The sequence below is a fragment of the Metabacillus sp. SLBN-84 genome (assembly GCF_053629595.1).
In genome coordinates this window covers 3,686,720-3,705,923 of sequence record NZ_JBRJIP010000001.1, presented here as the reverse complement: position 1 = coordinate 3,705,923, position 19,204 = coordinate 3,686,720, and the positions used below count along the sequence as shown (strand labels likewise).

Annotated in this window: 17 protein-coding genes and 1 pseudogene; 13 read left to right on the top strand and 5 right to left on the bottom strand. The window is 46.3% G+C overall.

Translation table 11 applies throughout. The features are described from left to right. Positions 1-96: 96 nt before the first annotated feature. The gene (locus tag RKD52_RS18715) at positions 97-366 is read left to right on the top strand and encodes a YfhJ family protein (RefSeq protein ID WP_029285940.1); all 270 of its coding nucleotides are present in this window, start codon (positions 97-99) and stop codon (positions 364-366) included. Positions 367-403: 37 nt separating this feature from the next. Here the strand turns inward: RKD52_RS18715 and RKD52_RS18710 are convergent, their stop codons facing one another. Continuing rightward, entirely contained in the window at positions 404-1,384 is a 981-nt protein-coding gene (locus RKD52_RS18710) for a metal-dependent hydrolase (protein ID WP_454100887.1), read from the bottom strand. Positions 1,385-1,619: 235 nt separating this feature from the next. On the opposite strand from RKD52_RS18710, the gene mutY reads away from it, so the two are divergent. Continuing rightward, positions 1,620-2,714, top strand: coding sequence for an A/G-specific adenine glycosylase (mutY, locus tag RKD52_RS18705; protein ID WP_454100886.1), 1,095 nt, complete (start codon positions 1,620-1,622; stop codon positions 2,712-2,714). A gap of 28 nt (positions 2,715-2,742) precedes the next feature. On the opposite strand, the gene RKD52_RS18700 is transcribed toward mutY, so the two are convergent. Next, positions 2,743-2,967 carry a hypothetical protein gene (locus RKD52_RS18700; protein ID WP_454100885.1) on the bottom strand — a complete coding sequence of 75 codons (225 nt, stop codon included), beginning with the start codon at positions 2,965-2,967 and terminating at the stop codon, positions 2,743-2,745. A gap of 89 nt (positions 2,968-3,056) precedes the next feature. Here RKD52_RS18700 and fabL point away from each other — a divergent pair. Continuing rightward, a pseudogene (gene fabL / locus RKD52_RS18695) lies at positions 3,057-3,810 on the top strand (enoyl-[acyl-carrier-protein] reductase FabL). Between the two features lie 82 nt (positions 3,811-3,892). After that, positions 3,893-4,078 carry a gamma-type small acid-soluble spore protein gene (locus RKD52_RS18690; protein WP_029567071.1) on the top strand — a complete coding sequence of 62 codons (186 nt, stop codon included), beginning with the start codon at positions 3,893-3,895 and terminating at the stop codon, positions 4,076-4,078. 1,016 nt (positions 4,079-5,094) lie between these two features. Here the strand turns inward: RKD52_RS18690 and RKD52_RS18685 are convergent. Both RKD52_RS18685 and RKD52_RS18680 read right to left on the bottom strand, forming a co-directional pair. Beyond that, positions 5,095-6,603 carry a phytoene desaturase family protein gene (locus RKD52_RS18685; protein ID WP_454100884.1) on the bottom strand — a complete coding sequence of 503 codons (1,509 nt, stop codon included), beginning with the start codon at positions 6,601-6,603 and terminating at the stop codon, positions 5,095-5,097. Positions 6,604-6,624: 21 nt separating this feature from the next. Further along, complete coding sequence (locus tag RKD52_RS18680) at positions 6,625-7,176, bottom strand: methyltransferase family protein (RefSeq protein ID WP_454100883.1); 552 nt, start codon at positions 7,174-7,176, stop codon at positions 6,625-6,627. 212 nt (positions 7,177-7,388) lie between these two features. Here RKD52_RS18680 and RKD52_RS18675 point away from each other — a divergent pair, with 212 nt between their 5' ends. From RKD52_RS18675 to RKD52_RS18635, 9 genes are all read left to right on the top strand, one after another. Beyond that, entirely contained in the window at positions 7,389-7,640 is a 252-nt protein-coding gene (locus RKD52_RS18675; protein ID WP_454101267.1) for a YgaB family protein, read from the top strand. Positions 7,641-7,777: 137 nt separating this feature from the next. Continuing rightward, positions 7,778-8,308, top strand: a complete 531-nt coding sequence (gene ntdP, locus RKD52_RS18670; protein WP_369735740.1) for a nucleoside tri-diphosphate phosphatase — start codon at positions 7,778-7,780, stop codon at positions 8,306-8,308. A gap of 132 nt (positions 8,309-8,440) precedes the next feature. Then, entirely contained in the window at positions 8,441-10,183 is a 1,743-nt protein-coding gene (locus RKD52_RS18665) for an ABC transporter ATP-binding protein (protein WP_454100882.1), read from the top strand. Positions 10,184-10,469: 286 nt separating this feature from the next. Next, positions 10,470-11,507: an ABC transporter ATP-binding protein gene (locus tag RKD52_RS18660; RefSeq protein WP_369735738.1), complete on the top strand. Its 1,038-nt coding sequence runs from the start codon at positions 10,470-10,472 to the stop codon at positions 11,505-11,507. Then, complete coding sequence (locus RKD52_RS18655) at positions 11,488-12,456, top strand: ABC transporter ATP-binding protein (RefSeq protein ID WP_342826785.1); 969 nt, start codon at positions 11,488-11,490, stop codon at positions 12,454-12,456. The genes RKD52_RS18660 and RKD52_RS18655 overlap by 20 nt, the downstream gene beginning before the upstream one ends. A 50-nt stretch (positions 12,457-12,506) precedes the next feature. Further along, the gene (locus tag RKD52_RS18650) at positions 12,507-14,114 is read left to right on the top strand and encodes an ABC transporter substrate-binding protein (RefSeq protein WP_454100881.1); all 1,608 of its coding nucleotides are present in this window, start codon (positions 12,507-12,509) and stop codon (positions 14,112-14,114) included. A 69-nt stretch (positions 14,115-14,183) separates the two neighbouring features. Further along, positions 14,184-15,185: an ABC transporter permease gene (locus RKD52_RS18645; protein WP_454100880.1), complete on the top strand. Its 1,002-nt coding sequence runs from the start codon at positions 14,184-14,186 to the stop codon at positions 15,183-15,185. 17 nt (positions 15,186-15,202) lie between these two features. Next, positions 15,203-16,099 carry an ABC transporter permease gene (locus tag RKD52_RS18640; protein ID WP_454100879.1) on the top strand — a complete coding sequence of 299 codons (897 nt, stop codon included), beginning with the start codon at positions 15,203-15,205 and terminating at the stop codon, positions 16,097-16,099. Between the two features lie 1,037 nt (positions 16,100-17,136). Further along, entirely contained in the window at positions 17,137-17,694 is a 558-nt protein-coding gene (locus tag RKD52_RS18635) for a DUF1541 domain-containing protein (RefSeq protein WP_454100878.1), read from the top strand. A 221-nt stretch (positions 17,695-17,915) separates the two neighbouring features. Here the strand turns inward: RKD52_RS18635 and RKD52_RS18630 are convergent, their stop codons facing one another. Then, entirely contained in the window at positions 17,916-18,998 is a 1,083-nt protein-coding gene (locus tag RKD52_RS18630; protein ID WP_454100877.1) for an aromatic acid exporter family protein, read from the bottom strand. Positions 18,999-19,204 lie beyond the last annotated feature (206 nt).

Here is a 19,204-nt window from a genome sequence, read left to right as displayed (position 1 = left end):
TATGACCTCCAATGGGTTTAAACTAGCTTCATTCGAAGCCTACTTATAGTATGTGATGCTTCCGCAAAAACTATAAACAGAACGGGGTGATGAAAAATGGAAATGTATCACGACCGGCTTGCCCGGCTGCTTATGGAAAAAAATCCTGCCCTGTCCTATGACAAGGCGAGAACATGGGTTGAATTGCTCTGGGATGACTTTGAGACAACGTATGCCAAAGCGGGGGAGAAGTACCGCGGAAAAAACATGACGGAAAAGATTGTCACGCAGTGGATTGTCAATTACGGAGACAAGCTGCACCAGTTTTTGGCGACGAATCCGAAATACAGTCATCTGCTGAATGACAGCGACGGCATGCTCCATTAAACGAAAAAACTTGGCTCCATAGAGGAGGCCAAGTTTTTTATTCCGGCAAAAGGTCTAATTTTTTCCTGAGCTTTTCTTCACTGAAGATCCAGCCGGTGTAAGAACTGACAATGTTCAAGTCCTGATCGAGCTGGACGATGGCGACAAAGGGATAATGGCCCTTGCTTCTGTATCTCAGATCGATGAATTTCACTTCATAATGGTCTGTATACTCATCCACTTCCCACCTGTACACGGGAGAGAAAGACAGAAAGGCCGAAATGTTCTCATCCTCTTCAGCAGCCTGAATGATGGCCGTCTGCGGGACGGGAACCCGGTCATACTCATCAAGTATCGTTAATTTTCCGTTCAGCGACCGTCCCACATAGAAATGGGATTTTGTAATAATCGCTACGCGCCACCGTCTGAATTTCATCGTCGGGGAAATGATGATTTTTTCCACTTCGCTGTATTTTTGATGGATTTTTTTCACAATGCTTCTTTTCATAAAGAAGCGTAAAATGTAATAGAAAAACACGATGACAAATACAGTCAGAAACGTGTACCCAGCAGGTGTGCCGAAAACCCAGAACAATATTCCCGCACAGTAAATGGCGAACAGAATCGGGTCAAACGTGTTAATCATGCCGAGGGCCACCCATTTGTGGGAAAACGGCCTTAGAGCCTGCGTGCCGTACGCGTTGAAAATATCAACGAAAACATGCAGAACGACGGCAATTGTTGTCCATATCCCAAGATGCAGCAAGTTCGAGCCGGGAAAAAGCCAGTACAGCAAGCCGGTTATGAGCACCGACCAGAGAATAACAGCCGGAATCGAATGGGTGATGCCGCGGTGATTGCGGATATATTTTGCGTTATTTCGGAATTTGAGTATCGTATCAAGATCAGGAGCCTGTGAACCGGCAATCGCTCCAATCATGACTGCCTGAGCTGTTACCGGGTCTGAACCGACAGCGGGATCCAGTGTCGCAAGTCCGCCAAGGGCAATGCCCATCACAACGTGTGTGCCTGTATCCACTTTGCAAAACCTCCTGTCACATTCTTATGAAGACTGAGCTTTTCCTATCCCTTGATGAAAAGAATAAGTGTGCTCTTTATGGCATTTTGCATGGAACGGCATGAAAGAGTCAAACACTAACATGCTTTCCCTTTTTAAATACGGATAAATGCTGTATGATTTCTAAGTTGAAAACAAAGATACCCTTTTATTTTCCCAAATATCCAATAAAAATAACATGAGAGGAAAGATAAATATGCTTGATGCAGCCGATAAGAATCTGCACTCATTACATATAGAAGATTTCAGGCGCGATTTAATCTCATGGTACCTGCGCGAAAAAAGAGATCTGCCGTGGAGGCTTGACCAGGATCCTTATAAGGTGTGGGTCTCTGAGATCATGCTGCAGCAGACAAGGGTGGACACGGTCATTCCTTATTTCCTGAACTTCACGGAGAAATTTCCGACTCTTGAAGCCCTTGCAGCAGCTGATGAGGAAGATGTGCTGAAAGCGTGGGAGGGACTTGGCTACTACTCTCGCGTCCGGAATCTTCAGTCTGCTGTTAAAGAAGTCGTAAGTACCTACGGAGGCGTTGTGCCGAATACGCCTGAGGAAATCAGCAAGCTGAAGGGTGTCGGTCCCTACACAAAAGGAGCGATCCTGAGCATTGCATACGGGGTGCCGGAGCCCGCTGTTGACGGAAATGTCATGAGAGTCATGTCGCGTATTCTTTCGATCTGGGAAGACATCGCGAAACCGAAGACAAGAACCATTTTTGAAAAAATTCTTTATGAAGTCATTTCAAAAGAACAGCCCTCTGAATTTAACCAGGCACTCATGGAGCTTGGTGCAATTGTATGTACCCCAACGTCGCCATCCTGCCTGATCTGTCCTGTGAGAGAACACTGCCAGGCATTTGAAGAAGGCGTTCAGACAGAGCTTCCGGTAAAAAGTAAAAAGAAAAAGCCAAGACCGGTAATGATGGCAGCTGCTGTACTGAAAGACGATGCCGGAAATTTCTATATTCATAAACGTCCATCATCAGGACTGCTTGCAAACCTGTGGGAGTTCCCGAACTGTGAAACAGAAATTGGGCTGCTTTCTCAAAAAGAGCAGCTGGTTAGGTATTTGCAAGATGAATACGAAGCGAATGCCGAGCTGGAACCTTTATCAGGAACCATTCAGCATATTTTTTCCCATCTCGTCTGGAATATCTCTGTTTATGCAGGAAGGCTGAAGCCGGGCAGCAGCCCCGATAATCTTTTAAAAGTAACAGAAGCGGAAATGCAGAAATATGCCTTTCCCGTGTCCCATCAGAAAATTTATCAGATGACGGAAATGCACAAATAAAATCCGGCCGGTTGCGGCCGGATTTTCGTCAATCATAGCTCACTCTGGTTCCGTGGGTGTAATCCGCCTCGCCGCGCTTAAGACCTCCGCGCGCTTCAATCTCCTCCATAATTTCACGGTGGATCGTCTGGCCCTCTGCGTTTAAATACGGCATCATCTGCTGAAGCCCGTGGTGAAAGTATGCAAGCTCACTGTCTTTCCATTCGTGTATGGACATCATTGACAGTTCCGTCATATCTCTGCCTACGTACATGATGAATTCCTCCTCTACTACTCGCTTTTCCTATTGTTTGATACAATAAGGGCAACTATACGAACTACTGCATTGAAGGAGATGTCAATATGAACCAGAACAAAACCGCTCTAATTACAGGAAGCAGCCGCGGCATCGGCAAAGCAATCGCCCTCCGCCTTGCCAAACAGGGCTATAACATCGTAATTAACTATGCGCGCAGCAAAAGCGCCGCCCTGCAGACAGCGGAAGAAATTGAAGCACTTGGAGTTAAAGCGCTTGTCGTGAAAGCGAATGTGGGCAAGCCCGAGAAAATTAAAGAAATGTTCGCCGAAATCGATGAGACGTTCGGCAGACTTGATATTTTCGTCAATAATGCTGCATCAGGCGTTCTCCGTCCTCTTATGGAGCTTGAAGAAACGCATTGGGACTGGACAATGGATATTAACAGCAAGGCCCTTTTATTCTGTGCCCAGGAAGCGGCCAAGCGCATGGAGAAAACCCGGCGGAGGAACAATTGTCAGCATCAGCTCCCTCGGCTCCATCCGTGTACTTGAAAACTATACAACTGTAGGCGTTTCAAAAGCTGCGCTTGAATCATTGACGCGCTACCTGGCTGTAGAGCTTGCGGCCAAAAACATCGTGGTCAACGCCGTATCAGGCGGAGCGGTCGATACAGAAGCACTCAAGCATTTTCCAAACCGCGAAGAACTGCTTGCTGATGCAAGAAGAATGACCCCTGCCGGCAGAATGGTCGAAACAGAAGACATGGTTGATGCCGTTGAATTCCTTTGCTCGGAAAAAGCTTCGATGATTAGAGGACAGACCATTATTGTAGATGGCGGCCGCTCTCTTTTGATGTAAATCGGTCCGGAAAAAAGATCGAAAAAAAAGCGGATATAAAAATCACCTCCGGGACATGATAAATTTCGTGGAGGTGATAAAGATGGCAAACCAACAACAAAACAACAAAACACAATCTGGCACTAGCGTGCAACACGTGAAACAACAAAACGCTCAAGCTGCTCAAGGTCAACAACAATACGGTGCTGAGTTCGCAAGCGAGACTGACGCTCAACACGTAAAGAAGTACAACCAGCAAGCTGAAGCTAAAAAGAACCAAAACTCATAATAAAACCGTTAAAAAAACGAAAAGAGACACTTCTCCCTTGTGTGGAGAGGTGTCTTTTTTTATGTGTGGGGGAGGGAGTGTTAATAAGGCCCTCAACAGTTTGATTGGTGGTACTTATCGGGGAGAATGGAACCATCAAAAGAGGATCTCGTTTGGTTGGTGGTACTTATCGGAGAGAATAGAACCCTCAACAGAGGATTTCATTTAGTTGGTGGCACTTATCGGGGAGAATGGAACCCTCAACAGAGGATTTTGTTTGGTTGGCGGTACTTATCGAGGAGAATGGAACCCTCAACAGAGGATTCCACATGGTTGGTGGCACTTATCAGAGAGAAAAGAACCATCAACAGAGGATCTCGTTTGGTTGGTGGTACTGATCGGAGAGAATGGAACCATCAACAGAGAATTTTGTTTGGTTGGTGGTACTGATCGGAGAGAATAGAACCCTCAACAGAGGATCTCGTTTGGTTGGTGGTACTTATCGGAGAGAATGGAACCCTCAACAGAGGATCTCGTTTGGTTGGTGGTACTTATCGGAGAGAATGGAACCCTCAACAGAGGATCTCGTTTGGTTGGTGGTACTTATCGGAGAGAATGGAACCCTCAACAGAGGATATCGTTTGGTTGGTGGTACTTATCGGAGAGAATGGAACCCTCAACAGAGGATCTCGTTTGGTTGGTGGTACTTATCGGAGAGAATGAAACCCTCAACAGAGGATATCGTTTGGTTGGTGGTACTTATCGGGGAGAAAGGAACCCTCAACAGAGGATTTTGTTTTGTTAATGGTACTTATCGGGGAGAAAGGAACCCTCAACAGAGGATTTTGTTTGGTTGGTGGTACTGATCGGAGAGAACGGAATCATCAAAAGCGGATTCCGTATCCTTGGCGGCACTTATCCCAAAAAATAGACCAACAACGCCCGGTACTCATTAGCTTGATAGCACTTAAAAATTCTCCACACAAAAAAACACCGCATCACCCCAAAAGGCAACACGGCATTCTATATACGCGAACCTATTTCACAGCAGCAAGCTCATTCTCTTTAATCAAATCCGCAGTCAGCTGGCCTGAGAGGGTGACCATTGGTACGCCTCCGCCGGGATGGGTTGAGCCGCCGACAAAGTACAGGCCATCGTACAGCTGGCTTTTGGACGGGATTTTGAATCCGCTGTTTTTCTTCTTATCTGAAGCGACTCCGTAGATGGATCCGCCATTTGGACCGTAAAGCTCTTCAAGGTTCTCGGGGGTAAAACGGTATTCAAATTCGATGGAGTCGCGGAGTCCGGTCATGCCCATCCGCTCGAGTTTGTTAAGGACAAGTTCTCTGTATTCGTCCCAGTCGAAGCTTGTTTTGGCTCCTTCTTTTAGAGGAGGGACGTGCGTCAGTACAAAGAGGTTGTCTTTTCCTTCAGGCGCCTGGCTTGCGTCAGACCTTGCGGAAATGCCGATATAAACGGTCGGGTCATCTGCCGGAACCCCTTGATCAAAGATTTGCTGGAATTCCTTTTTCGGATCTTCTGAGAAGAAGAAGTTGTGGTGTTTTAAGTTTTCAAACTTCCGGTCTGTCCCAAGCAGAAGCACGAGTCCGGATACGCTCGGGATGAAAGACTTGCCGAGCTTTTTCACTTCACGCTTCACTTCCCCGGTTGACGGGGCAAGGTTCCGGTAGGCCGGAATGGCTTCCAGGTTTGAAATGACGACATCAGCGCGGTAAACATCTCCGCTCTCTGTCACAACGCCCGTCACTTTTTTGCCTTCGAGCTCAAGGTGGGCAACAGGTGTGTCTGTTTTCACTTCGATTCTCAGTTCGTCCATGACTTTCTTCATGCCTTCTGCGATCTCATACATTCCGCCTTTTACGTAGTGAATACCGAGGCCGAGCTGCACATAAATCAGCTGGTTCAGTATCGCCGGGGCAGAATAAGGGTTTGAGCCGACGTACATTACAAAGAAGTTGAAGAGCTGCTGAAGGTGCTTTGAATCAAGATATTTCTCTGTTCCATCGGCAACCGTGCTCAGCGGATCCATCGCCATCAAGTCTTTCAGTGTGTGGTGTTTTTTCAGATCTTTCAGGTCTTCAAGACTGTATTTGTAAAAGCTTTTCAGACAGAGATCATACATTTTTTCGCTGTAGGAAAGGAGGCTGCTCATGCTGCCGTGCGGTTCGTTCGACACCTTTGCCATCTCGGCAATCATCGTCGGCAGGTCGCTTGATACATCAATGGATGTGCCGTCTTCGAAAAAGGTGCGCCACTGAGGTTCCACACGTACAACGGTTATGTAGTCTTCAAGATGCCTGTTGACGCTTTTAAAGAGCTTCTCAAGCACCCACGGCATTGTCAGGATGGAAGGGCCAGTATCAAACGTAAAGCCTTTCCCGGACCTGCGGTTAAGCTTGCCTCCGACATTGCTGTTTTTCTCTAAAACTGTCACATCATAGCCGTCTGCCGAAAGTCTGATTGCAGCAGACATGCCTCCAAGTCCTGCTCCGACTACAACGGCTTTCTTTTTTTGATTTAACATGCAAGCACCTCCAGGTAATGGTTAATATATAGGCGGAACAAGGCGGTATCTTTTCTCTGCCCAGCTCCGGTATTCCTCTCCGTAAGCTTCGATCAGCATCTTTTCTTCAATTTGAATTCTTTTAAGAAGGCCAAGAGCGGCGGCTGTCCCGCCTGCGCCTGCAAGCACCGCATTGCCGAGAGAAAGGCATATGCCGATGATAATGAGCAGGAGTCCTGTATAGAGAGGATGCCTCAGCCTGCGGTACGGGCCGGAGCTGACAAGCTCATCCCCTTTGCGGAAGGATACATGGCGGGTAAACTGCTCTTTCAGGTGAAAAATACCCCAGTATCTCAGAAGAACCCCTGATGCATATAGAACAATGCCAGCCCCGTGAACAAGGGTACTGCCGACATAAAAGATGTTCCATTCCCTCATCAGTACAGCCATTGAAATTGTGAGGGCAATGACTAAAAGCAAAAAAGGATAGGAGCGCCTTTCCTGCATTTCACCCTCAGAAGTTCCCCTGTTCCGGAAAAGAATGAATTCAGCCATCCAGCTGACGGTGATCACTAAAAAGAGAAGGGAAATCAAAGAACGGCTCATCTCCTTTAAATAGGATTACAACTTTTATCCAATTCCCCTATTTTATGACCGGCAAACCAATTAAAGCGCATAGAATGTGCTGAGCCCGCCCAAAATTTTTCCGACAAAACCTCCGATTCCTCAACAGATAAAGTCAAAGGAGATCCGCTCCTGAAAAACGAATTGGTATAGCGGACAAATAAGCGGAGGTGCAAATGAACTTGAAGGAATTTGATGCATTGGTGGGCCGCCAGCTTGAGACAATGGATAAGCTGCTGGATCTCCAGGGAGAGATTGAGAGATGCCAGGAGCTGAAAGAGCAGCTGAGCAATCTTCCGGGTGAAGCGTGCGGGGATATCCAGATGGAAATTGAGATCATGAAAGAGGAGCTGCAGTCCATTCAGAAGGTTTTTCAAAAACAGACAGAAGAGGTCATCCGGTCCTATCAGATCAGGGAGCCTCTGCATAAATGACGGACCATGAGAGTCTCCTGTATATGGGCGGCTCTTTTATTTTCTTTTTTAAACAGCAGGCGGTATAATGGTAAAAACGAAAAGTTGACAATCTTTGCTTATTTGCGGAGCGGCGATATAGAAAGTAGGGGAGCAAAATGGGATTTCCCAAGGAAGGAGACAGCATACAGATACATAGTTACAAACATAACGGGCATATCCACAGAATCTGGGATGAGACAACAGTCCTGAAGGCAAGCGGGCACTGCATCATCGGCGGAAACGACCGGACGATCGTAACGGAATCTGACGGAAGAACATGGATCACCCGGGAGCCGGCCATCTGTTACTTTCATACAAAATACTGGTTCAATGTAATTGGCATGATCCGGGAAGACGGAATCTACTATTACTGCAACATCAGTTCGCCATTTGCATGGGATGATGAAGCCCTTAAATATATTGACTATGACCTGGATGTGAAAATTTTTCCCGATATGACGTACATCATTCTTGATGAAGATGAGTACGAATATCACCGTAAGAAAATGAATTATCCGAATGTGATCGACTTGATTTTAAAAAGCAATCTTGAAAAGCTGCTTCGCTGGATCAGACAGCGGAAAGGTCCTTTTTCACCTGACTTTATCGATGAGTGGTACGAGCGCTATCTGACACATGTGAAATGACAAGCACAAGACAAATGAATGGGTTGTTTTTTTAAGAGCCTGTTTTCTAAAGCAGGCTCTTTCTGCATGGGGTCGGCATGAACCGCGCGCAAAAGCACAAAATAAAAAGAAATGAGAGGGGGAGACAAAACCTTGAGTTCAGTTAAACGCTACATGAAATTTGTTAAACCCTACAAATGGCAGATTACAGGGACAATCGCAATTGGAATCATTAAATTTTCCATACCTCTTCTTACGCCCCTGCTTCTTAAATATGTAGTAGATGACATTCTCGGCGGAAACATGTCCGCTGATGAAAAAACGGGAAAGCTGTTCGCCATCATGGGCATCATGTTTGCGATCTTCCTGCTGGCAAGGCCGCCGATTGAATATTACAGACAGTATTTTGCGCAGTGGACAGGCAGCAAAATCCTCTATGATATAAGGGATAGTTTGTTTACCCATCTTCAAAAGCTGAGTCTGCGCTACTATGCGAATACAAGAGCGGGAGAGATTATTTCCCGCGTCATCAATGATGTGGAGCAGACGAAAAACTTTGTCATCACCGGGCTGATGAATGTATGGCTTGATATTTTTACGATTGTCATTGCCGTCATCATCATGTTCACGATGGATATTAAATTGACACTAGTCTCAATCGTGCTGTTTCCGCTGTACGGTTTTTCGGTGAAGTATTTCTACGGAAGACTTAGACATCTGACAAGAGTGAGATCGCAGGCGCTTGCTCAGGTTCAGGGACATCTTCATGAAAGGGTGCAGGGGATGCCTGTCATCCGAAGCTTTGCAATTGAAGATCATGAACAAAAAGAGTTCGATAAGGAAAACCATAACTTTTTAAACAAAGCTATTGATCATACAAGCTGGAACGCAAAGACCTTTGCCGTAGTAAATACGATTACGGACGTTGCCCCGCTGCTTGTCATTGGCTTTGCAGCCTACCAGGTCATTCACGGGAACATGACAGTCGGAACCATGGTGGCGTTTATCGCCTACATTGATCAGCTTTACAATCCGCTGAGACGCCTTGTGACATCTTCCACAACGCTGACGCAGGCTCTTGCGTCTATGGACCGCGTCTTTGAGCTGATTGATGAAAAATACGATATTACAGACAAGCCCGATGCGAAGGAAGCAAAAGACATCAGCGGCACCATTAAGTTTGACCGTGTTTCCTTTAAATACGATGAGAAGGAACCGATGATTCTTGAAGACGTATCACTTGAGGTGAACAGGGGAGAAACCGTTGCGCTTGTTGGAATGAGCGGCGGCGGAAAGTCGACTTTCATCAGTCTGATCCCGCGGTTTTACGATGTAACCGAGGGCAGGATTCTACTTGACGGCACAGACATCCGGGAATACCGCGCACAAAGCCTGAGAGATCAGATTGGCATGGTGCTTCAGGATACGTTCTTGTTCAGCCAGACTGTGAAAGAGAATATTCTGATCGGGAAACCGGGAGCCACCGATGAAGAAGTGTTTGAAGCGGCAAAAGCTGCGAATGCACACGACTTTATCCTTGGTTTTCCTGAAGGCTACAACACAAAGGTCGGCGAGCGGGGAGTCAAGCTTTCGGGAGGGCAGAAGCAGCGCCTTGCCATTGCAAGGGTCTTTTTGAAAAATCCGCCGATTCTTGTGCTTGATGAAGCAACCTCGGCACTGGATCTTGAAAGTGAGCATCTTATTCAGGAAGCTCTCGAGAAGCTTGCTGAAGACAGAACGACCTTCATTGTTGCTCACAGACTGTCGACCATCACACATGCCGATAAGATTGTCGTGATGGAAAACGGGAAGATTGTCGAAGAAGGCACCCACGCCGAATTAATGGAAAAACAGGGCCACTATTATTCCCTGTTCCAGATTCAGCAGCTGGATTAACCCATATTTTTCTATCATAATAAAAATACTTTTCAGCAGATATAAAATGCTAAATTAAGTAAAAATAAGCAGTCCTTTGCGGACTGCTTATTTTTTATGCTTCAAATGACATGAATTTCACCATATTCACCGTCTTATGGAAAAGATAGGTACAGATGGAAATAGGAGTAATGAACTATTTTAATATTTAGAATTTTTAGTCTATAATTTGTACATATCCAAATTTTAAGTAGTTTTAATAGTATCTTACAGAAATAACATGACATAGCGGGTCACCCGGCTTCATATGCTGTTTAGGGTGTCCAAACTGGGGGTGAGCGGTCTGTCGCGGGAAAAGATTTTGGAAATCAAAGATTTGAGCATTACGTTCCTGCAGGGAAAAGAAGAAACGCGTGTCGTTGATTCGATCAGGTTTGACGTACATAAAGGGGAAGTTCTCGGCATTGTCGGAGAATCCGGCTGCGGAAAGAGCGTGACCTCCCTATCCATTATGGGGCTGCTGCCCCAAAAAACTTCAAAGCTCTCAGGTGAAATTCTGTTTCAGGGGAAAGATCTGCTGAAGCTGAACGAAAAATCGATGCGCAAACTGCGGGGAAATGAACTGGCGATGGTTTTTCAGGAACCGATGACCTCGCTTAATCCGCTGTTTAAAATCGGGAACCAGCTTGAAGAGTCTCTCCGCGTTCATTTAAGCCTGACGAAAAAACAGGCGAAAGAGCGGGCGATTCAAATTTTGAAGCTCGTCGGCCTGCCGCGCCCTGAAGAGCTTTACGGGGAGTATCCGCATCAGCTTTCAGGCGGAATGAGGCAGCGCGTCATGATTGCCATGGCGATGATCTGTGATCCGAAAGTGCTGATTGCAGATGAACCGACAACGGCGCTTGATGTGACGATTCAGGCTCAGATTCTGAAGTTGATGAAGGATCTGAACAAAAAAATGGATACCTCCATCGTGTTTATCACCCATGACCTCGGAGTTGTGGCGGAAATGTGCGACCGAGTCATGGTCATGTATGCCGGACAGGTTGTGGAGGAAGGCAGCGTCAAAACCATCTTTAAAAATCCGAAGCATCCGTACACAAAGGGCTTAATGAAATCTGTTCCGGACATCCGGAAGAAAAATGAACGGCTGTATTCCATCTCGGGCCAGGTGCCGCGTCCGGGCACTGTGCAGACAGGCTGTCTGTTTGCAGGCCGCTGCGAATATGCGATGGCAGAGTGCGTGAAGCATTCGCCTCCGCTTTATAAACTGCAGGATTCGCACCAGTCGAGATGTTTTTTAGCGAGAGAGGAGGCTTTAGAGCATGACGAAGCCTTTGCTTAAAGTAGAAAAGCTCACAAAGCATTTCCCGATTACGGGAGGGGTTCTCGGCAGAAAAGTGGGAGCGGTAAAAGCGGTTAATGACCTGTCCTTTGAAGTGTACGAAGGAGAAACCCTAGGGATTGTCGGGGAATCCGGCTGCGGCAAATCAACGATGGGGCGCCTATTGCTTAAGTTGATTGAGCCGACAGACGGATCGGTCGCCTTCCGCGAGGAGCAGCTGTTAACGAAATCTCCTAAGGAAATGAGAAAAATGAGGCGGGAGCTGCAGATGGTCTTCCAGGATCCTTATGCTTCCCTGAACCCGAGGATGACCGTTGAACGAATTCTTGAAGAGCCGCTCATTGTCCACGGAATCGGCAGCAAAGAAGAACGCCGCAAAAAGGTGAAAGAGATGCTTGGGATTGTCGGCCTCGATGAAGCCTACGGCAAGCGCTACCCGCATCAGTTCAGCGGAGGACAGCGCCAGAGAATCGGGATTGCAAGAGCGCTGATGACAAATCCGAAGCTCATCATTGCAGACGAGCCGGTCTCTGCCCTTGACGTATCCATCCAGTCGCAAATCCTGAATTTGCTGAAGGATCTGCAAAAGGAATTTTCCCTGACGTATATCTTCATCTCCCATGATCTCGGGGTTGTCCGCCATATAAGCGACAGACTGGGAGTCATGTATTTAGGGAGTTTAGTAGAGCTTGCAGACAGCGAAAAGGTGTATGCAGATCCGCTGCACCCGTACACGAAGGCGCTTCTTTCGGCTGTGCCGCTGCCTGATCCGGAAGCGGTAAAAGAGCAGATTGTGTTAAAAGGGGATCTTCCCAGCCCGTCTGACCCGCCAAAAGGGTGCGCGTTTCACACGAGGTGCCCGGCATGCTTTGAACCATGCATGGTCAAAAAACCGGAATGGAAGGAAGTTAAAGAAGGTCATTATGTCGCATGTCACTTGTATGAGTGACACGAGGCGTGATTGATAGATTCATCACTAGAAAATAGGGGGATGTATGCGTGAAAAAGAAAAGCCTGTTAGTCTCAATTATGTTTGTGCTGCTTTTATCAGCGGCCTTGATGGGCTGCAGTTCTGACAGCTCTTCATCAGAAGGCGGCGACGGCGGAAGCAGTGAAAAGAAACAGGACAGCCTCGTTTTTGGACGCGGCGGTGACTCTACTTCGCTGGATCCGATTACAACTACAGAAGGGGAAGCCTTCAAAGTAACAGTCAACGTTTTTGAAACACTCTTAAACTATGGTGAACAGGATACAACAGTACAGGAAGGCCTTGCGACAAAATGGGAAGTGTCAGAGGATAACCTGACTTACACACTTACTCTAAGAGAAGGCGTCAAATTCCATGACGGCACAGACTTCAATGCAGACGCGGTTGTCTTCAACTTTGAGCGCTGGATGAATGGAGATGCAGACAAATTCCCTTACTACACAATGTTCGGTGGCTTTAAAAAGGACGAAGGACATGTCATTAAAGAAGTAAAAGCAGACGGCGCCAACAAAGTTGTTTTCACATTAAAACGCCCTCAAGCTCCGTTCTTAAAGAACCTTGCCATGTCTCCTTTCGGCATTGCAAGCCCGGCAGCTATCGAGAAGCACGGCGACAAATTCAGAGAAAATCCAGTTGGAACCGGCCCGTTCAAATTTGTAGAGTGGAAGCCAAACGACAGAATCGTTCTTGAAAAGAATAAAGATTACTGGATGAAGGGCTATCCGAAATTAAATCAGGTTATCTTCAAATCGATTCCTGAAAACTCAGCACGCTTAAATGCCCTTCAAACAGGCGAAATCGACTTAATGGATGGTGTAAACCCGTCTGATACGCAATCGATCTCAAGCAACAGCGACCTTCAGACGTTCGAGCGTCCGTCTATGAACGTTGGCTATGTCGGTCTGACAACAAACCGCAAGCCGCTTGACAACAAGCTTGTGCGCCAGGCACTGAACCATGCGGTTGACAAGCAGGGCATTATCGATTCTTTCTACGGCGGACTTGCAGAGCCTGCGAAAAATCCGATGCCTCCTTCACTAGAGGGCTATAACGATGACATTGAGCCATACCCGTACGATCTTGAAAAAGCAAAAGCACTTTTAGCAGAAGCAGGCTATCCGGACGGATTTAAAATGGAGCTTTGGGCAATGCCTGTTCCTCGTCCATATATGCCTGAAGGAATGAAAGTCGCGGAAGTCATCAAATCAAGCTTTGCCAAAATCGGCGTTGAAGCAGAAATCAAAACGTACGACTGGGCTACTTACCTTGATAAAGCGGCAAAAGGGGAAGCTGACTCATTCATGCTTGGATGGACAGGCGACAACGGTGATGCCGACAACTTCCTTTACACGCTTCTTGACAAAGACAGCATCGGCAGCAACAACTACACGTACTACAGCAACGATGAGCTTCATGACATTTTAATTGAAGCACAATCCAATGCTGATCAGGAAAAACGAAACGAGCTATACAAAAAAGCACAGGAAATCATTAAAGAAGATGCACCTTGGATTCCGCTTGCCCACTCTACGCCAATCCTGGCCGGAAGCAGCAAGCTGACGAACTTCAAGCCGCATCCAACAGGTTCTGACATCCTGACAAAGGTCGAATTTAAGTAATGAGTTGAGAGGAGGACCTGTCCTCCTCTCTTTTTTAAGAGGCACTATTCGCTTAAGAGAGGTGAGAAAATGGTTTCATATACAATTAGAAGAATCGGTCTGCTCATACCTGTTCTGATCGGAATGACGCTCGTTGTCTTTTCCATCATCAGAGCCATACCGGGGAACCCGGCACAGGTCATTCTCGGGCAGCGTGCAACACAGGAGGCCATTGAAAAATTAACACAGCAGCTTGGACTCGATCAGCCATGGTACATACAGTATTTTGATTACGTCGGCGGACTTCTGACAGGTAATCTCGGTCAATCCATCCGGACAGGTGCCGCCATAAGTAAAGAGATGACGCCTTATCTTGCCGCTACAATGGAACTGACAATCTTTGCGATGGTCATTGCCATCGTTGTCGGCATCAATGCGGGGATCATCAGTGCATGGTTCCGCAATTCATGGTTCGATTACATAGCGATGATCATTGCCTTAGTTGGTGTGTCGATGCCGATTTTCTGGCTTGGCCTGATGGAGCAGTACGTCTTCTCGATCAAGCTTGGCTGGCTGCCGACAACAGGCAGGGAGGAAATCAGAAATCCTGTAGACAGCATCACCAATCTGTACCTGCTTGATACGCTTCTGCAGGGAAGGTTTGATCAGTTTGTTCAGGTGCTGAAGCATATTCTGATGCCGGGAATTGCCCTCGCTACAATCCCGATGGCCATTATTGCAAGAATTACAAGATCAACCATGATAGAAGCGATGGAATCCGATTTTATTAGAACAGCCAGAGCGAAAGGCCTTCACATGTTCTGGGTTGTGTACAAGCACGCTTTGAAAAATGCAGTCATTCCAATTTTAACGATTATCGGTCTTCAGACAGGACTGCTTCTCGGAGGGGCGATCCTGACAGAAACCATCTTCGGCTGGCCGGGGATGGGCAGGTATATTTTCGATGCCATCAGCTACCGTGATTATCCGGTCATCCAGTCGGGCATCTTAGTCATTGCCGCCATCTTTGTTTTTATCAATCTGATCGTCGATCTCTTGTATGCAGCCATTGATCCGAGGATTAAATACTAGAAAAGGGGGAGAATGCCATGTCACTGCCGGCACTTCAAGAAGAAAAGACAGCCATCATCAAACAGGAAAAGGTCATCACCCCTTTTCAGCAGAAACTCCGTTTATTTCTGCAAAATAAACTCGCGATCGCAGGAAGTGTTCTCGTATTATTTTTTATCTTTATTGCCATAGCTGCTCCGCTTATTGCACCGCAGGGCATTGATGATCAGGAGCTCTCAAAGCGCCTGCTTCCTCCGTCATCCGAGCATTGGTTTGGAACGGATGACTTTGGAAGAGATATTTTCTCAAGGGTATTGTTCGGCGCGCGTATATCCCTTTGGGTGGGATTTTTCTCCGTCCTTGGATCAGCTGTAATTGGAACGCTGCTTGGAATCCTTGCCGGATACTACGGCCGCGTCATCGACAGCATCATTTCCAGGCTGTTTGACATCATGCTCGCGTTCCCAAGCATCCTGCTTGCCATCGCGATCGTAGCCATCCTTGGGCCATCCCTTCAAAATGCCCTGATTGCCATCGCCGTCATCAACATTCCGAACTTCGGAAGACTGATCCGGGCAAAGGTTCTCAGCGTAAAAGAAGAAGAGTATATCATGGCCGCAAAAGCCCTTGGCACAAGTGATACACGGATCCTTTTCGTGCACGTGCTGCCAAACAGCCTTTCGCCGATTATCGTCCAAGCCTCCCTGGCCATCGCAACGGCCATCATCGAGGCAGCGGCCCTTGGCTTCATCGGACTCGGAGCCCAGGCCCCGAACCCTGAGTGGGGCAAAATGCTAGCAGATTCTAAGCAGTACCTGGTACAGGCACCATGGACCCTCTTCTTCCCGGGTATTGCCATCATGCTGACGGTTCTTGGCTTTAACCTAATGGGGGATGGATTGCGTGATGCTTTGGATCCTAAGGGGAAGCATTGAGGGGGAGTTTACTTGATTTCTTCATTGAAAGAAGGATGCTGACTGGGTCAGCGTCCTTCTTTTGTTTTGAAGGTTCTGATCTCCTGGATAAGTGCCATCCTGTTTTTGAGGGTTCTAATCTATCCGATAAGTGCCATCAATTCTTAGATTCCTGTTTTTGAGGGTTCTGATCTCTCCGATAAGTGCCATCAATTCTCCGATTCCTGTTCTTGAGTGTTCTTATCTCTCCGATAAGTGCCACCAAACCTCAGAATCCAATGCTTGAGGGTTCTAATCTCTCGGATAAGTGCCATCAATTCTTAGATTTCTGTTTTTGAGGGTTCTAATCTCTCAGATAAGTGCCATCAATTCTCCGATTCCTGTTCTTGAGGGTTCTGATCTCTTGGATAAGTGCTACCAAATCTTCGATTCCTGTTCTTGAGGGTTCTGATCTCTTGGATAAGTGCCATCAATTCTCCGATTCCTGTTCTTGAGGGTTCTGATCTCTCCGATAAGTGCCATCAATTCTGAGATTCCTGTTCTTGAGGGTTCTGATCTCCTGGATAAGTGCCATCAATTCTGAGATTCCTGTTTTTGAGGGTTTTGATCTCTCCGATAAGTGCCATCAATTCTGAGATTTCTGTTTTTGAGGGTTTTGATCTCTCCGATAAGTGCCATCAATTCTTAGATTTCTGTTTTTGAGGGTTTTGATCTCTCCGATAAGTGCCATCAATTCTTAGATTTCTGTTTTTGAGGGTTCTTATCTCTTGGATAAGTGCTACCAATTCTTGGATTCCTGTTTTTGAGGGTTCTTATCTCTTGGATAAGTGCTACCAATTCTTGGATTCCTGTTTTTGAGGGTTCTTATCTCCTGGATAAGTGCCATCAATTCTCCAATTCCTGTTCTTGAGGGTTTTGATCTCCTGGATAAGTGCCACCCAATTCTCCGATTCCTGCAGATTCCGTGGCAATACAGTTTTTGCGAGTTGCTTATATGCACACTTTCTGCACAATCTTCTTTTAAAATTACTTTAGACGATAACGAAAGGATGATTGAAATGAAAAAATCATTGATGCTTGCTCTTGCTGCAGCTTTTTCACTGACGCTTGCAGGGTGTGCGAATGAAAATGAAGGGCAGAAGAAGGAGGAGTCTTCTGAGCATGCCGGTCACGAAGGCATGAACCACTCAGGTTCAGGCGAGTTGCCTGAGGGTTTGAAGGAAGCTGAAAATCCTGCGTTTGAAAAAGGAAGTAAAGCTGTTATGAACGCTGACCACATGGAAGGCATGGACGGTGCGGAGGCGACAATTGCGGGTGCATTTGACACAACTGTCTACACCGTTTCTTATACGCCTGAAGGCGGGGGAGACCCGGTCACGGATCATAAATGGGTCATTCATGAAGAAATTAAAGATGCAGCTGAAGAGCCATACAAAGAAGGAGACAAAGTGACCCTTGCAGCCGATCATATGGAAGGCATGGAGGGAGCAGAGGCCACGATTGACTCAGCAGAAGAAACGACTGTTTACATGGTAGACTTTGTACCTGCAGACGGCGGCGAAGAAGTGAAGAATCACAAGTGGGTGACAGAAAGCGAGCTTTCTGCCGCTGAATAACAAAAAAAAGGACTGAACGATTTCCGTTCAGTCCTTTTTCGTCGCTTGATGAAATTTTTCAAGTGCTAGAGTGTGGTTGACTTTAATAAGTTTTATCCTCGTCCAGCTCCAGCGCCTAAATCCTCTGTCAGAACAAATCCGCCAAAAAAGTCAAAACCGGACTTTTCTGGCGGATTCTTATCTGCCTATCGGATCTGTTCGAGGCGCTTACGCTTTTGTGTTTAACTTGGCTCTTCCTGCTCCGAAATTTGAAGTTCATTTTCCTCTTTATGATAGCTGTGGAAGCTGTTGATCAGCGTATCAAGATGCTCAAGCTGTTCACTGTAATCAATGATGATGGCGATAAGCGGCAGCAGGTGGTAGAAGCACTCCTGGTCAATGCAGTTTCCTTTAAAGTTCATAAAGGTATCAACAAGCTCCTGTTTGTTAAACTGCCCTTCTTTAATAAACTCCACCGGTGCCTCGGGTTTGATTTTCCCGATAAATTTCAGCAGGCTTCGTTCGTGGAAATCAACGAGATAGTCCAGCTCATTTGCGAGAATGCTCTGGAATTCCTCCGGCAGGTGATGCAGTTCGTTTTCCAGGCGGTGCAGCTTTTTCAGGGTATCAAGCGACCTGTTGGTGGTCACCAGCATTTGTCTGAAAAGCACCAGCTTGCGCGATTTTGCATAAATATTGCGTTTGAAATAGGCGCGTTCTTCCTTGTACATTAGATAAAGCTGATCGAGCTTCATCATTTTTTCTTTCAGTCTTTCAATATCTGTCTTGAGCTCCGTGTATTCCGACACCTGTCTCGTGTTAAAACGGATCCACTTAATAATTTCCTCTGTATTATCCACAATTCTGTAATACAGCTTTGTTTCATATTTTGGCGGAATGAAAATCAGATTCACGATGAATGCTGATAAGACACCGAGGAGAACTGTTCCAAAGCGGATCAGGGCAAATTCGATGAAATCTTCGCCGGGACTCTCCAAAATAGCAATGACGGTCACGACTGAAACCGGAATTGTATTTTCAATCTTTATTCTTAAATTAATCGCAATGACGATAATGACAGTTAAACCGATAACAAACGGATGGGGACCGAAAATCAGCCCAAATAAAATGGCAAAGGCTGCTCCGATGACATTTGCCTGAACCTGCTCGATAACAGATAGATAAGAGCGGTAAATCGTAGGCTGTATCGCAAAAATCGCGGCGATACCGGCAAAGGCTGGAGACGGTATGTTTAAAAGAGTGGCCAAATACAGAGCCAGTGTAATGGCAATCCCCGTTTTGATAATGCGGGCACCAAGTTTCATTGGGTGTGTATCTACATTCCCTTCTTTACTGATATGATAATGGACCTTATGACAGAAAAATGTGTCTGGTAAACAAGTAATGACTATACAATGTTAAAAGAAATTATTCAAGTTACTTTTTCCCGTTTTCATGAAAAAAATAAGCCTTTTTTCGAAAGTTTTTTATCCGGTACCACTTAGAACTATGCCGTTTGTGTAAAAAAAAT